This is a genomic window from Flavobacterium flabelliforme, assembly GCF_017948675.1.
GTDB lineage: Bacteria > Bacteroidota > Bacteroidia > Flavobacteriales > Flavobacteriaceae > Flavobacterium > Flavobacterium pygoscelis.
The window spans coordinates 338,843-354,449 of sequence record NZ_JAGFBU010000001.1 but is presented as its reverse complement, the minus strand read 5'-3'; the positions used below and the strand labels follow the sequence as shown (position 1 = coordinate 354,449).

The 15,607-nt window shown below is 31.9% G+C and carries 10 protein-coding genes; 8 read left to right on the top strand and 2 right to left on the bottom strand.

All coding sequences use genetic code 11. The annotated features are described in order from the left end of the window. The first annotated feature begins 97 nt into the window (after positions 1-97). The 5 genes from J3S90_RS01485 to J3S90_RS01465 all read left to right on the top strand — a co-directional run bounded on the left by J3S90_RS01485 (position 98) and on the right by J3S90_RS01465 (position 9,541). Complete coding sequence (locus tag J3S90_RS01485) at positions 98-1,051, top strand: AAA family ATPase (protein WP_210644245.1); 954 nt, start codon at positions 98-100, stop codon at positions 1,049-1,051. Positions 1,052-1,221: 170 nt separating this feature from the next. Next, positions 1,222-1,851, top strand: a complete 630-nt coding sequence (locus tag J3S90_RS01480; RefSeq protein WP_188049621.1) for a PAS domain-containing protein — start codon at positions 1,222-1,224, stop codon at positions 1,849-1,851. Between the two features lie 367 nt (positions 1,852-2,218). Then, positions 2,219-4,990 (top strand): bifunctional aconitate hydratase 2/2-methylisocitrate dehydratase, encoded by a 2,772-nt coding sequence (locus J3S90_RS01475; RefSeq protein ID WP_188049622.1) that lies wholly within the window; start codon positions 2,219-2,221, stop codon positions 4,988-4,990. A 288-nt stretch (positions 4,991-5,278) separates the two neighbouring features. After that, positions 5,279-7,540 carry an aconitate hydratase gene (locus tag J3S90_RS01470; RefSeq protein WP_210644243.1) on the top strand — a complete coding sequence of 754 codons (2,262 nt, stop codon included), beginning with the start codon at positions 5,279-5,281 and terminating at the stop codon, positions 7,538-7,540. A gap of 630 nt (positions 7,541-8,170) precedes the next feature. Continuing rightward, entirely contained in the window at positions 8,171-9,541 is a 1,371-nt protein-coding gene (locus J3S90_RS01465; RefSeq protein ID WP_210644241.1) for a C40 family peptidase, read from the top strand. 49 nt (positions 9,542-9,590) lie between these two features. Here the strand turns inward: J3S90_RS01465 and J3S90_RS01460 are convergent, their stop codons facing one another. Continuing rightward, a complete protein-coding gene (locus J3S90_RS01460) occupies positions 9,591-10,100 on the bottom strand; it encodes a pyridoxamine 5'-phosphate oxidase family protein (RefSeq protein ID WP_188049625.1) in 510 nt (169 codons plus the stop codon). Between the two features lie 326 nt (positions 10,101-10,426). Here J3S90_RS01460 and J3S90_RS01455 point away from each other — a divergent pair, with 326 nt between their 5' ends. The 3 genes from J3S90_RS01455 (at position 10,427) to J3S90_RS01445 (ending at position 13,484) form a co-directional block, all read left to right on the top strand. Continuing rightward, positions 10,427-11,431, top strand: coding sequence for a TlpA family protein disulfide reductase (locus tag J3S90_RS01455; RefSeq protein WP_210644238.1), 1,005 nt, complete (start codon positions 10,427-10,429; stop codon positions 11,429-11,431). A 204-nt stretch (positions 11,432-11,635) separates the two neighbouring features. Then, positions 11,636-11,863, top strand: coding sequence for a CDGSH iron-sulfur domain-containing protein (locus J3S90_RS01450; RefSeq protein ID WP_210644236.1), 228 nt, complete (start codon positions 11,636-11,638; stop codon positions 11,861-11,863). Between the two features lie 214 nt (positions 11,864-12,077). After that, on the top strand, positions 12,078-13,484 hold the full coding sequence (locus J3S90_RS01445; protein ID WP_210644234.1) for an APC family permease: 1,407 nt from the start codon (positions 12,078-12,080) through the stop codon (positions 13,482-13,484). A 211-nt stretch (positions 13,485-13,695) separates the two neighbouring features. Here the strand turns inward: J3S90_RS01445 and J3S90_RS01440 are convergent, their stop codons facing one another. Continuing rightward, positions 13,696-15,144 carry a glyceraldehyde-3-phosphate dehydrogenase gene (locus tag J3S90_RS01440; protein ID WP_188049629.1) on the bottom strand — a complete coding sequence of 483 codons (1,449 nt, stop codon included), beginning with the start codon at positions 15,142-15,144 and terminating at the stop codon, positions 13,696-13,698. Positions 15,145-15,607 lie beyond the last annotated feature (463 nt).

Genomic DNA, 15,607 nt, shown 5'->3' with positions numbered 1-15,607 from the left:
GTAACAAGAGCTTAAATAATTTTTCGTTAAATAAATAAAAAGAGTTAGTTTTATGTTTTCATAATGCTAACTCTTTTTAATTTTAAATACTTAATAAATGTCAGACGTCGTTGCAATACAAAACTTAGTTCAAAAGAGAAATGAATTAAAAAATGAAATAGCAAAAGTAATTGTAGGCCAAGATTTAGTAGTAGATCAAATTTTGCTTTGCATTTTTTCTGGAGGCCATGCTTTGTTGGTGGGTGTTCCTGGATTGGCAAAAACATTAATGGTAAATACGCTGGCTCAAGCCTTAGGTTTAGATTTTAAAAGAATTCAATTTACACCAGATTTAATGCCTTCTGATATTTTAGGGAGTGAAATTTTAGACGAAAACAGAAACTTTAAATTTATAAAAGGGCCTATTTTTTCAAATATAGTTTTAGCAGACGAAATTAACAGAACACCTCCTAAGACTCAAGCGGCTTTACTTGAGGCAATGCAAGAACGCTCTGTTACTATTGCGGGAGAAAATTACAAGTTAGATTTGCCTTATTTTGTTCTAGCTACTCAAAATCCTATCGAGCAAGAAGGAACTTACCCTTTGCCTGAAGCGCAACTGGATCGATTTATGTTTGCTATAAAATTAGAATACCCTTCATTTGAAGAAGAGGTTTTAGTAGTAAAGCGTACAACTTCGGATGTTAAAACTACTATAAATGCATTATTTACGGCAAAGGAAATAATTGATTTTCAGCATTTAATTCGCCGAATCCCAGTAGCTGATAATGTAATTGAGTATGCTGTTGCGTTGGTAAGTAAAACTAGACCTGATAATCCGCTTTCAAATGAGTTTGTTAAAAACTATTTAGATTGGGGTGCGGGTCCGCGAGCTTCACAAAATTTAATCTTGGCTGCTAAAGCAAATGCTGCTTTTAATGGTAAGTTTTCTCCAGATATAGAGGACGTTAAAGCTGTTGCAACTGGAATTTTGCGTCATCGTATTATTAAAAATTACAAAGCAGATGCAGAGGGGATAACCGAAGAAATGATTATTGCTAAATTGATGTAATCAGTAAGTAGCAATAATCTATTATTTGTGTATCATTAAAGCTTAAACTTTCTAATTTCAAATTAGGATTATTTTGTTGATTTTTTTTATATGTCATGATAATAATCATATTTGGTTTGTGATTGTAATCATACTTTTGCGTATAATTTATTCACAAAATATACTTTAATATGAGCCAGAACAATGTGATTTTTACAAGACCAATTCCAATTGATAAAGAGGTTTCTTGGGATAAAACCCAAACAATTATGAGTAAGACAGATTCTAAAGGAATTATAGAATATGCCAATGAAGTTTTTGTTGATGTTAGTGGATACGAGGATTACGAATTAATGTCTCAACCTCATAGTATGATAAGGCATCCAGATATGCCTAGAGTAATTTTTAAAGTACTTTGGGATAACTTAAAAGCGGGAAAGAATTTTTATGCGGTTGTTAAAAACTTAGCTAAATCTGGAAGATACTATTGGGTAGTAACTGATTTCGAAATTTCTAAAGACTCTAATGGAGAGATTACTCATTATTTTGGAAGAAGAAAAGCTGTTCCTCAAGAAGTAATTAGTAAACACATTGAGCCCTTGTATAAAAGATTGTTGCAAATTGAGCAAGCGAGTGGAATGGAAGCGAGTGAGCGTTACTTAATTGGTTTTTTAGAAGAGAAAAAAAGAACCTATGTAGAGTTTGTAGAGGAATGCATTTTAGATTATGAAAAAACTCAGAATTCTTTAAAAAGAGAAGAATTAGAGGTAGAAGAAGACTCTGGTAATAGAGGTTTTTTCTCAAGATTGTTTGGAAGGTAGATTTATATTAAATAAACAAAAATAAAAAACTGGAATTGTATTTTAATAAAATGCAATTCCAGTTTTTTATTTATAATTTTTTTTTAAGTGTCAAGCTAAAATACTACTATTACAGATAGTAAAAGAGATTAGTAAATTCAATGATAATATTATAATTTAAAACAATTATTTTGTTTTTTTCGCAACTTTATACAATGAATTTGGCTATTTAATAATAATAATTTTTGGAAAGATGTGTTTTATTAAATTCTTTCTAATATCATATGAAATAACTAAATTTGCATAACAATAAAAAAAACCTAACTATTTGGTTTTTTATTTTGAGTCAATCAGAATAATCTGCCTTTAACATTGAAATACTGCTATTATGAACATTTATAACGATTATCTCAAAGAAATCGAAGAAAGAAAAGCTCAGGGTCTTCATCCTAAGCCAATTGATGGTTCTGAATTGCTAAGCGCAATCATTGCACAAATTAAAGAAATAGATAATGCCAATAGAGAAGAATCTCTTAAGTTCTTTATTTATAATGTAGTTCCTGGAACTACTCCTGCTGCTGCTGTAAAAGCGGTATTTCTAAAGGAAATTATTCTAAGAACAGCAGTCGTTAAAGAAATTACTCCTGTTTTTGCTTTTGAGTTATTATCTCACATGAAAGGTGGTCCTTCTATAGAGGTTTTGCTAGATTTAGCTTTAGGGAGTGATGCTGCTATCGCAAATGATGCTGCTGAAGTTCTTAAAACACAATTTTTCTTATACGAAGCAGATACAAATCGTTTAGAAGTAGCTTTCAAAGAAGGAAATCCTATTGCTGCAGCAATTTTAGAAAGTTATGCTAAAGCGGAATTTTTTACTAAACTTCCAGAAGTAGTTGAAGAAATTAAAGTAGTTACTTACATAGCTGGTGAGGGAGATATCTCAACAGATTTACTTTCTCCAGGAAATCAAGCGCACTCAAGATCGGATCGAGAATTGCACGGGAAATGTTTAATTTCTCCTGAAGCTCAAGATGAAATCAGAGTTTTACAAATGCAGCATCCAGATAAAAGTGTGATGTTAATTGCTGAAAAAGGAACTATGGGTGTGGGTTCTTCAAGGATGTCGGGTGTAAATAACGTAGCACTTTGGACAGGAAAACAAGCAAGTCCATATGTTCCCTTTATTAATGTTGCTCCTATTGTTGCTGGGACAAATGGAATTTCTCCTATTTTCCTAACCACTGTAGATGTTACGGGCGGTATTGGTTTGGATCTTAAAAACTGGGTTAAAAAACTAGATGAAAACGGCAATGCAATTCGTAATGAAAATGGTGATGTTATTTTAGAGGAAGCCTATTCTGTTGCTACCGGAACAGTACTTACTATTAATACAAAAACTAAGAAATTATATAATGGCGATCAAGAATTAATCGATATTTCTAAGGCATTTACTCCTCAGAAAATGGAGTTTATAAAAGCGGGTGGTTCGTATGCAATTGTATTTGGAAAAAAACTGCAAACTTTTGCATCAAAGGTTTTAGGTATTGGTATTGTGCCAGTATTTGCACCATCGAAAGAAGTTACTATTGAAGGGCAAGGTCTTACGGCTGTAGAAAAAATATTTAATAAAAATGCAGTTGGAAACACTCCGGGTAAAGTTTTACACGCTGGTTCTGATGTTCGTGTTACTGTAAATATTGTAGGTTCGCAAGACACCACTGGTTTGATGACTTCTCAGGAATTAGAGTCTATGGCTGCTACGGTTATTTCTCCAATCGTTGACGGTGCTTACCAATCAGGTTGTCATACTGCTTCCGTTTGGGATAATAAATCGAAAGCAAATATTCCTCGATTAATGAAATTTATGAATGACTTCGGTTTAATTACTGCACGTGATCCAAAAGGAGTTTATCCTGCAATGACCGATGTTATACATAAGGTTTTAAATGATATTACTGTAGATGAGTGGGCAATTATCATTGGTGGTGACTCTCATACCAGAATGTCCAAAGGGGTTGCTTTTGGTGCAGATTCAGGAACAGTTGCATTGGCACTGGCTACTGGTGAAGCTTCAATGCCAATTCCGGAATCTGTAAAAGTTACTTTCAAAGGAGAAATGAAAACTTACATGGATTTCCGTGATGTGGTTCATGCTACACAATCTCAAATGCTTAAAACTTTTGGTGGAGAGAATGTTTTCCAAGGAAGAATTATTGAAGTTCATTTAGGGACTTTGACTGCAGATCAAGCCTTTACTTTTACAGACTGGACTGCAGAAATGAAAGCGAAAGCTTCTATTTGTATTTCTGAAGATGATACTTTGATTCAATCACTTGCAATTGCAAGAGGTAGAATTCAAATCATGATCGATAAAGGGATGGATAATGAAAAACAAGTCCTTCAAGGATTGATCAATATAGCAAATAACAGAATCGAGGAAATTAAATCAGGTGTAAAACCAGCTTTAGTACCGGATGCAAATGCTAAATATTATGCTGAAGTTGTTATTGATTTAGATATAGTCAATGAGCCAATGATTGCAGATCCAGACGTTAACAATGCTGACGTTTCTAAAAGATACACGCACGATACCATTAGACCGTTGTCTTTTTATGGTGGAGTGAAAAAAGTAGATCTTGGATTTGTTGGATCTTGCATGGTACATAAAGGTGATATGAAAATTTTGGCTCAAATGCTTAAGAATATTGACGAACAATATGGTAAAGTTGAGTTTAAAGCACCATTAGTTGTAGCGCCTCCTACTTATAATATTGTAGATGAGCTTAAAGCTGAAGGAGATTGGGATATTTTACAAAAATATTCTGGTTTTGAATTCAATGATAATGCTCCAAAAGGTGTTGCTCGTACTTCATATGAAAAGATGTTATATTTAGAACGTCCTGGTTGTAACCTTTGTATGGGTAACCAAGAAAAAGCAGCAAAAGGAGATACTGTAATGGCAACTTCTACACGTCTTTTTCAAGGAAGAGTTGTTGAGGATAGTGAAGGTAAAAAAGGGGAGTCGTTACTTTCATCAACTCCTGTAGTAGTGCTTTCGACTATTTTAGGTAGAACACCTACAATAGATGAATATAAAACGGCAGTAAAAGGAATTAATTTAACTCAATTTGCACCTTCTCATAAATTGTTAGTTAAATAATATTCTATATTTTATATATTATTTAAAAGCCTGATTTAATTCAGGCTTTTTTTGTTTTTACACTTTGCTAAAATGCAAATTCATTTTGATTATTCTTTATCTTGATTATTCTTTATCTTGATTATTCTTTATCTTGATTATTCTTTATCTTGATTATTTGTGATTAAATAACATTTAGTAGTTTAACTTTTTGTTTAGAAATATTCAGACTCCTAACTTTTGTGAGCTATACTATTTTTTTGTAACTTGTAGTGTTTAAAAAATGAATAATAATTATACCTATATACTATGGCTTTTGATATTGAAATGATTAAAAAAGTGTATGATAACATGACAAGTCGTGTTGACGAAGCACGAAAAATAGTTGGTCGTCCACTTACTTTAACTGAGAAAATTTTGTACAATCACCTTTTGGAAGGAAAACCTACTCAGGCTTTTACGCGAGGCACTGATTATGTTGACTTTGCTCCGGATAGAGTCGCTTGTCAAGATGCAACTGCACAAATGGCATTATTGCAATTTATGCACGCTGGAAAACCCAAAGTAGCAGTTCCTACTACGGTACATTGCGACCACTTAATTCAAGCAAAAGTAGGAGCAGAGAAAGATTTGGCTAGAGCCAAAACACAAAGTAATGAAGTTTTTGATTTCTTATCATCAGTTTCTAATAAATATGGTATCGGTTTTTGGAAGCCAGGAGCTGGAATTATTCACCAAGTAGTTCTTGAAAATTATGCTTTCCCAGGCGGAATGATGATTGGTACCGATTCTCACACGGTTAATGCAGGTGGTTTAGGAATGGTTGCCATTGGTGTTGGTGGAGCCGATGCAGTAGATGTAATGTCAGGAATGGCTTGGGAATTAAAATTTCCTAAATTAATTGGAGTAAAATTAACTGGTAAACTATCAGGTTGGACTGCACCAAAAGATGTTATTTTAAAAGTAGCTGGTATTCTGACTGTAAAAGGAGGAACTGGCGCTATTGTTGAATATTTTGGTGAAGGAGCGATAGCGATGTCTTGTACTGGTAAAGGTACAATTTGTAATATGGGTGCTGAAATTGGAGCTACCACTTCAACCTTTGGTTACGATGATTCGATGGGGCGTTATTTACGTGCTACTAACAGAGCAGATGTTGCCGATGCTGCAGATAAAATTGCGCCTTATTTAACTGGTGATCCTGAAGTTTATGCCGAGCCAGAGAAATATTTTGATCAAGTAATCGAGATTAATTTATCTGAATTAGAGCCTCATTTAAATGGTCCATTTACTCCTGATTTAGCCACTCCAATCTCTAAAATGAAAGAAGAAGCTATTAAAAATGATTGGCCATTACAAATTCAAGTTGGCTTAATTGGTTCTTGTACTAACTCTTCTTACGAAGATATTTCACGTGCAGCTTCTTTAGCACGACAAGTTGCAGATAAAAAGTTAAAAACAAAAGCGCAGTTTACTATAAATCCAGGTTCTGAAACTATTCGTTACACAATCGAACGTGATGGATTTATTGATACTTTCGAGAAAATTGGTGCTACTGTTTTTGCAAATGCATGCGGACCTTGCATCGGAATGTGGGATAGAGAAGGAGCAGAGAAAGAAGAAAGAAATACAATTGTGCATTCTTTTAACCGTAATTTCTCAAAAAGAGCGGATGGTAATCCAAATACATTAGCTTTTGTAGGGTCTCCAGAATTAGTTACTGCTATGGCAATTGCAGGAGATTTAGGGTTTAATCCTTTGACAGATACTTTAATTAACGAAGATGGTGAAGAAGTTCGTTTAGAAGAACCAACTGGAGATGAATTACCACCTAACGGATTTGATGTGGTTGATCCCGGTTTTCAAGCACCCGCTCACGATGGTTCGAATATAGTAGTTTCTGTAAATCCAGATTCAGAACGTTTACAGTTATTGGCTCCATTTGCACCTTGGGATGGAAAAAACATTACAGGGGCTAAATTGCTTATCAAAGCTTTTGGAAAATGTACAACAGACCATATTTCTATGGCTGGACCGTGGTTGCGTTTCCGTGGACATTTAGATAATATTTCCAATAATATGTTGATTGGTGCTATTAACGCCTTCAATCAAAAACCAAATACAGTTAAGAATCAGTTAACCGGTATTTATGATACTGTTCCTTCGGTAGCACGATCATATAAAGCGGCTGGTGTTCCTTCAGTAGTTGTGGGAGATCATAATTACGGTGAAGGTTCCTCTCGTGAACATGCTGCTATGGAACCTCGTTTTCTTGGTGTTAAAGCGGTTTTGGTTAAGTCTTTTGCTCGAATTCACGAAACGAACCTTAAAAAACAAGGAATGTTAGGATTGACTTTTGCAAACGAAGCGGATTATGATAAAATTCAGGAAGATGACACTATAAATTTCTTAGATTTAGTAGAATTTGCTCCAGAAAAACAATTAACATTAGAATTTGTCCATACTGACGGAACAACAGATGTTATAATGGCAAATCATACCTATAATGAAGGACAAATTGGTTGGTTTGTTGCTGGTTCGGCACTAAATTTAATTGCAGCTGAAGCATAATTTAAAAAATCTTAAATTGATCTTTTAAAAAAAAAACATTATTACAATATAAAGTGTTTAGGACTTGGTTTGTTGTTTTTTAAAAACTGCAAATTAAGTACTAAACATTTTTTTTACATTTAATTTTGAATTTTTTTTTATGTTATTTTAAAAGGTTTTGACTCATTTTATTTTTTACAAAACCACAATAAATTTGGGAGTCTAATTTTATTTATAAAAAAAAAGAATGTTTTTTTAATCCTTGATTAGTTCTTTCATTTAAGAATACCGATTTATTATAATAAGGTTACTACTATAGTAATAAAAAATAAAAATCTAAGTATATTATAGTTTAAGGCTATTGAAATATTCAAAAAACAGCGGAAAAACTTGAAAATACCGTTATTATATAAGAATGTTTGAAAATTTTGAAACAAAATAGTGTGTTTTTTGATAAATAATTCTATATTAGCATTTATTAGAATTCTACTGTTTGTACATTAATCAATAGATATTTTCTATGAAGTTATAAAGCAATTTTATGTAGAGAATTTCCTAATTTTTTAGAAATTCATAATGGCGAAATTTAATAATTATATCCCGAAATCGTCATAAAAATATCCAGGGATAAGTAATTTGAAATAAATGAATATGAGTTTAAGAGTAATTGTAATACTAGTTTTTTTAAATAGCATCGTGCTTTTTTCACAAGAAAAAATAACAAAACACACTATCGTAAAAGGAGAAACTATATCCAGCATTGCAGAGAAATATGAAGTAAAACAAAGTGCGATTTTAAAATTAAATCCCAAAGCTAAAAATCTTCTAAAACTAAATTCAATATTATTAATTCCTGTTGCCTCTTCAACTAAGACAGTTACCACTTCAAGTCAAGTTGTTCAAAATTATACTGGAAAAGAACATCAAGTTCAAGCTAAAGAAACCCTTTATGGTATAGCAAAGCAATATGGAATAAGTATTAAAGAATTAAATCAAATTAATCCAACTCTTGCTTCTTCAGATTTAAAAATTGGGCAAAAAATAAATATTCCAGCTAACGCAATTCCTGTTGATGTTGTATATGAATCAACAAAAGATATTGTAATAAAGCAAGAAATAGCAGCCACTCCAGTTGTGTCATCATCTACTTTTATTTGGGAAGTTTTACCTAAAGAAACTAAATACTCCATTACAAAAAAATACGGAATCACCATTAAGGATTTTGACAAAGTCAATCCAGGATTAGGAGTTAAATCTCTTAAAGTGGGGCAAAAAGTTTTTATACCTGGAAATGCAGTTGCTCAAATAGCAATGGATACAAGTAATCAGGAGATAAAAAATGATACTAATATGGTAGCTTCTATAGATGTTATTAAAGAAAATAATTCTTTGAATACTATAATTAGAGAAGTGATGCCAAAGGAAACAAAATTTGCAATTGCAAAAGAATATGGAATAACAGTAAAGGAGTTAGAAAGACAGAATCCGGAGATAAAAAATAAACTCCGTGTAGGTCATAAATTGAGTATAACTGCTGCTAATCTATATTTAGAAAATAATGCAGTAGCAGATGCTAATGCAACTATACAAAATACTAAGATTGATTTTAATAATTCAATAAAACCAACATTTGATCATGAGTTTTTGGATGAATTAATTGAAAGTGCTTCACAAAATATAGGTTCACGTTACCGCACAGGAGGAACAACAAAATCTGGGTTTGATTGCTCAGGACTTATGTGTACAACTTTTGGAGCTTTTGATATCAAGTTGCCAAGAACTTCTCGAGAACAATCTGGAATTGGAACTAAAATTAATACAGAAGAAGCACAAAAAGGCGATTTAATTTTCTTTAAAACAAATGGAAGAAGTCAAATTAACCATGTAGGAATGGTTGTTGAAGTTAATGAAGGTGAAATTAAGTTTATTCATTCCTCTGTGAGTAGTGGAGTTATCATTTCATCTACTAAAGAAAAATATTATCAGAAAAATTTCACTCAGATCAATCGAGTTCTTCAATAGACTTATTGGAAATAAAAAAAAACGCTCTACTTGTAGAGCGTTTTTTTTATTAAATTACAATTTCCCCTTCAGAACCACTCACTAAATTAGTTCCTGTAACAAATGATGCTGCCATCTTTAAGATATTGATCATTTGATTGCCATCGGTATCCCAAAAATAGGCGCTGGATGGAGTAACTTTTATAATAGATATGTTGGGATCGTCTTTTCCTTTTTCAAACCAAATTTCTACTGCAGGATTCCATAATTCTTCAATCTTTTTTCGATCTGTAGTAATTGATGCAGTTCCATTAACTACTAAATAGCTTCCCTTCGCAGGATGTGAAAAAAATAATTGAACTTTTGGGTCTTCCTCAATTTCTTTATTTTTATCACTGTCTTTTTGATTAAAAAAATAAATATTTCCTTGATCACATACTTTTACAGCACTCATTGGTCTTGTAGTTGCACCATCTTGAGTTTTTAGTTTAGTTGAAAAAAGACAAATACGAATCGCTTCTACTAGTTCTTTCAATTTATCAACGCCTTCAATAGTGTGTTTAGTTTCATTATCGCTCATGATATTTTATTTTTTATGTTTCAACAATTATTTATATGCTTGATTACAAAGTTGGTGAACTTAAACTTAAAAAACATTACACAATTTGATGTGATATTTTCAATTTTATAATATTTAGAATTTTAAAAACAAATATAATATCTGATGATATTTTATGTCATTTTTTAGTATTTAAATAAAGGATATCTATTAATTTATAAATTCTATTTATATATTTTATTAAAAAAGATGTTATAAGGAATACTTATCATTAATTTTATGTTAATTAATAATATGACTTAATTTTAATAAATTATTTTTGGAGCGAATAATAAAATTATAACTCAATGAGAAAATTACTTTTTATCGCATTAACATTTATTACTACTGCAAATGTGATAGGACAATCTAAAACTGCTTTGTCTTTTAAAGCTGAAATTGCGAACAGAAATACCGATGCTATAAGTTTCTTAGACAGCAACAACGGAAAAGAAATAAAAAAGATTTCAGTAAATAAAGATGGTTTTTTTAAAGATTCATTTCCTGTAGAGGAAGGGTTTTATATGTTGTTTGATGGTAAAGAATACACGCAATTATTTTTGAAGAACGGATATGATCTAAGTTTAAAAATGGATGCTAAGAAATTTGATGAATCTATTGTTTATAGTGGTAAAGGAGCTTTAGAGAATAATATATTAGCGCAAAACGCTATAAAAGATGCAGCATATGATTACGATTCACTTTTGGCTTCATCTGAAGAGATTTTTACTAAAAGCATAAATGATAAAAAAATTGTTGATTTACTAGTATTGGACAACAAAAAATTAGATGCCAATTTTGTAACATTGCAAAAGAAAAATATTGATAAGTCATTGGTGAGTATGGCAAAATATTATGATGAAGCAATGAAAACTAAAAAAATGGATGGCGCTGTGTCTCCAACTTTTGAGTATGACAATTATAAAGGAGGGAAAACTAAATTAGAGGATTTTAGAGGTAAATATGTATATATTGATGTTTGGGCAACTTGGTGTGCTCCATGTCGTGCTGAAATTCCCTTTTTAAAAAAATTAGAGGAAAAATACCATCAAAAAAATATTGTGTTTGTAAGTTTATCAATTGATCAATTAAAGGATGTAGAAAAATGGCGCAAATTAATTAAAGATAAAGAATTAGGTGGCGTACAAGTTTTTGCTGATAATGACTGGAATTCTCAATTTGTTAAAGACTATAATATAACAGGAATTCCTAGATTTATATTAATTGATCCCAATGGAAAAATAGTTAAAGCCGATGCACAACGTCCTTCTAGTCCTACAATTGAGGCTGAGTTTGACGCTTTATTACAATAATGTAATTAGGTTGAGGTAGTTTTAAAATGATGATTTATCTTTTTAATAACTACTCTCGATTAAAACCATCAAAATTTAATTTTGGTGGTTTTTTTATTAAATAGAACCGTTGTAAATTGTGGCAAGCGGTTATAAAAAACTTAAACGGTCTTGATTGATCAACTTATAATTACAATCTTTGGACATTAAAAAAAATAAAATAGTATGAGCAAAACAAAACTTACAATTAATCGTAACGGATCTATAAAAATCGAAGGAGATTTTGAAATAATAGATGCTGATGGTAATGTATACGGATTAGAGGGAAGAACTGCTCTAGGACTTTGTCGTTGTGGTTTATCTAAAAACAAACCTTTTTGTGATGGTTCGCACCGCAATGCATTTGAACATGATGCCTTAGCATTTGATTTGCCACCGGTTAAAGCAAAATAAAAGATTTATTTCTAAATATTTCTTTTATAAATTTAAATAATCCTGTCTGCATTTTGGATTAATATAGAATAATAGACGCTATCTTCCACTATTGGTAAAGATAGCGTCTTTTTTTATTACATTTTTTTTGCTTGATGTCATGTGATTTAATTTTATGATTTGCATTTTTAAAAAAAGATATATCTTTATCGAAACCAAAACCAAAAACGATTATATGGAAGAAAATAAACCCGAAGATTTTAAAAGAGAATTAGGATTACTAGACGGAACAATGCTCGTTGTAGGATCCATGATTGGTTCAGGAATCTTTATTGTAAGTTCAGACATGGTGCGCCAATTAGGATCTGCAGGTTGGCTTATTGCTATGTGGGTTCTTACTGGTGTGATTACAGTTATTGCAGCAGTTAGTTATGGAGAATTGAGTGCTATGTTTCCAAAGGCAGGAGGGCAATATGTCTATATCAAGGAAGCATACGGAAAGTTAGTTGGTTTTTTATACGGTTGGAGTTTCTTCGCTGTAATTCAAACAGGTACTATTGCCGCAGTTGGCGTTGCTTTTGCAAAATTTTCAGCTTATTTATACGCGCCTTTAAGTGATAAAAATATTTTATACGAAATAGGAAGTTTTAAGCTAAATGCTGCGCAAGTTCTCTCTATAATTACCATTATTTTTTTGAGTTATATTAATAGTCGCGGTGTAAAAAACTCTAAAATATTACAAACAGTTCTTACTTTGATTAAGATTGTTTCATTGGCGGGTTTGATAATTTTTGGTTTCATGGCAGCTAAGGCTGAGGTATGGGATGCAAATTGGACCAATGCTTGGGCTTCACAATCGTTCAATGTAGAAACTGGGAACTGGTTGCCAATAAGCGGTATGGCATTGATTTCTGCTATATCTGCAGCATTAGTCGGTTCACTATTCTCAAGTGGAGCTTGGGAGGGAGTTACCTTTATTGCAGGCGAGATTAAAAACCCTAAACGGAATGTAGGTTTGAGTTTATTCCTAGGGACAGTTATCGTTTGTGTAATTTACGTGCTAGCAAATTTAATGTATCTAGCAGTTGTGCCTATGCAAGGCATTGCAACAGCCGAGTCTGATAGAGTTGCAGTTGTAGCGTCGCAATATATCTTTGGTCCGATAGGAACATTTCTAATTGCGGTAATGATTATGATTTCCACTTTTGCTTGTAATAACGGAATGATCATGGCAGGAGCAAGGGTCTATTATACGATGGCTCAAGATGGTCTGTTTTTCAAAAAAGCCGCTCAACTTAATAAAGCAAGTGTTCCAGCTTGGTCGATTTGGGTACAATGTCTTTGGGCTTCTGTGTTATGTTTGACTGGAAAATATGGAGATTTATTAGATTTTGTGGTTATCGTAGTTTTGATTTTCTACATGCTAACTATATTAGGAATATTCATCCTTCGTAGGAAGTTACCAAATGTAGAACGTCCTTATAGAGCTTTTGGTTATCCTTTTTTACCAGGATTTTACATTGTGGTTTCTACAGCAATTTGTATTGCATTATTGGTTGTAAAAACAAGTACTTGCGGTTGGGGTGTGCTAATAATGTTAGCTGGGATTCCAATTTATTATCTAACCAAAGCAAAAGAATAGTTTTTCTATCTAGTTATAAACGATCATCTATTTAACTTTAGTTCGTGAGAGGTTTTTATTTTTGATGTATAAATAAATTAAATATAAAATCCGTCCCGTTATTAAAACGAGACGGATTTTATATTTAATTTAGATTGTATTATTATTTTTATTGAGTATGAGGATTAAGACTAAAAATCACAATCAGTATCTACAACCTGTATATAGTTGGCTAGTAGTAAGTAAAACGTCTTACTTTAGCAATATATTTTGCTAATCTTATTACTTGGTGGCTGTAACCGTATTCGTTATCATACCATATGTATAAAACAATATTGTTACCATCTTTTGAAACTATAGTAGCATTACTGTCATAAATGGCAGGTTGAGAAGTTCCAACAATATCTGAAGAAACCAACTCATTATTCATTGAATATTTAATTTGCTCAACAAGTTCTCCTTCTAGAGCATATTTTTTCATTATCGCATTGATTTCAGTAACTGAAGTTGCTTTTGAAACTTCAAGATTCAAAACTACTAATGAACCGTTAGGAACAGGAACTCGAATTGCATTTGAGGTTAGTTTTCCTTCTAAAGATGGCAATGCTTTTGCAACAGCACTTCCAGCCCCTGTTTCAGTAATTACCATGTTCAAAGCCGCTGCTCTTCCGCGACGGTACTTTTTATGCATGTTGTCTACTAAATTTTGGTCATTTGTGTAGGCATGAATAGTTTCTAAATGTCCTTTTACTACGCCTAATGTATCTTCAACTGCTTTTAAAATAGGAGTGATTGCATTAGTTGTACAAGAAGCTGCAGAAAAAATATCAATTTCGTCAGGATTATATTCGTTCTGATTAACTCCATGAACAATATTTGGAACCCCTTTTCCAGGAGCGGTTAGTAATACCTTATCAGCACCTTTTGATACCAAATGTCTGCTTAAAGCTTCGTGAGTAGTAAATGCACCCGTATTGTCAATAACTAAAGCTTTGTCGATTCCATAAAGAGTATAATCAATTTCTTCTGGAGAATTAGCTGTAATAATATGTACAGTTGTTCCATTGATAATCAAAGCGTTGTTCTCTATGTCAGCAGTTACTGAGCCTTCAAAATCACCATGAATCGAATCATATCTTAATAAAGAAGCTCTTTTTTCAAGTGTTGTAGCATCATTTTTATCACGTGTTACAATAGCTCTCAATCTTAACTGGCTTCCTTTACCTGTTTTTGACATTAATTCTCTAGCCAATAATCGACCAATTCTACCAAAACCATACAAAACCACATCTTTTGGATGAATTTCCTCAGAGTTTTTTGCATTTTTTAATTTGTCAATAACAAAATATTTGGCATCAGGATATTTGTCTTCTTCTAAAGCAAATTCATAGGCTAGTTTTCCGATATCTAGTTTAGCAGGTGGTAGATCCAATTCTAAAATAGCTTTTGCAATTTTAACAGAATCGAAGATAGAAATTGGTTTTCCAACGAATTCACCAGCATAACCATGTAGGTTGATGATATCGCTTACATTTCGATCTATTAATTGATTGCGGAATAAAACCATTTCTATGGATTTATCGTACCATAAATCACTAATGATTTTGATAAGTTTTACTCCTGCACGTCGCCTGTCGGCTTGAAAAGAGACTTCTTTTTCGTATAAAGTTGTAGTAGCCATGTTGAAAATTTAATGAAAATAAGTTAGTGTATTTTTTAAAATTTGGTGCAAAAGTACCCATTTCAATCGATTTCGTAACTTGTTTTTCGAAATATTTATAAAAAAATATTTGTCATTTTAAATTTGTGTTACTCTTGAAAGTTTAAAAAGGTGATTTAAGATTTTAGATATAAAAATTTTTAAAGAAATCTTTTTTATAAATCCGTATCTGCTCAAGATTACATTAGAATTAGATGAATTGAAATATTACTTTAATTAAATTATTCAGTAAGAGTTTTTGGTAATGATTTGTAATGTGTTCTTACGGGTAAGAGAATTTTAGAGATTTTTTTAATGAGTATTATTTGTATTTTATTATTGTTTATTACTCTTTAATAATCATAACTAACTAGTTTATAGTTAGTTATTTTTATTTTTGTCCCTTTTTTGTCCCCCTCTATTTTTAGGTAAAATTATTTATTAA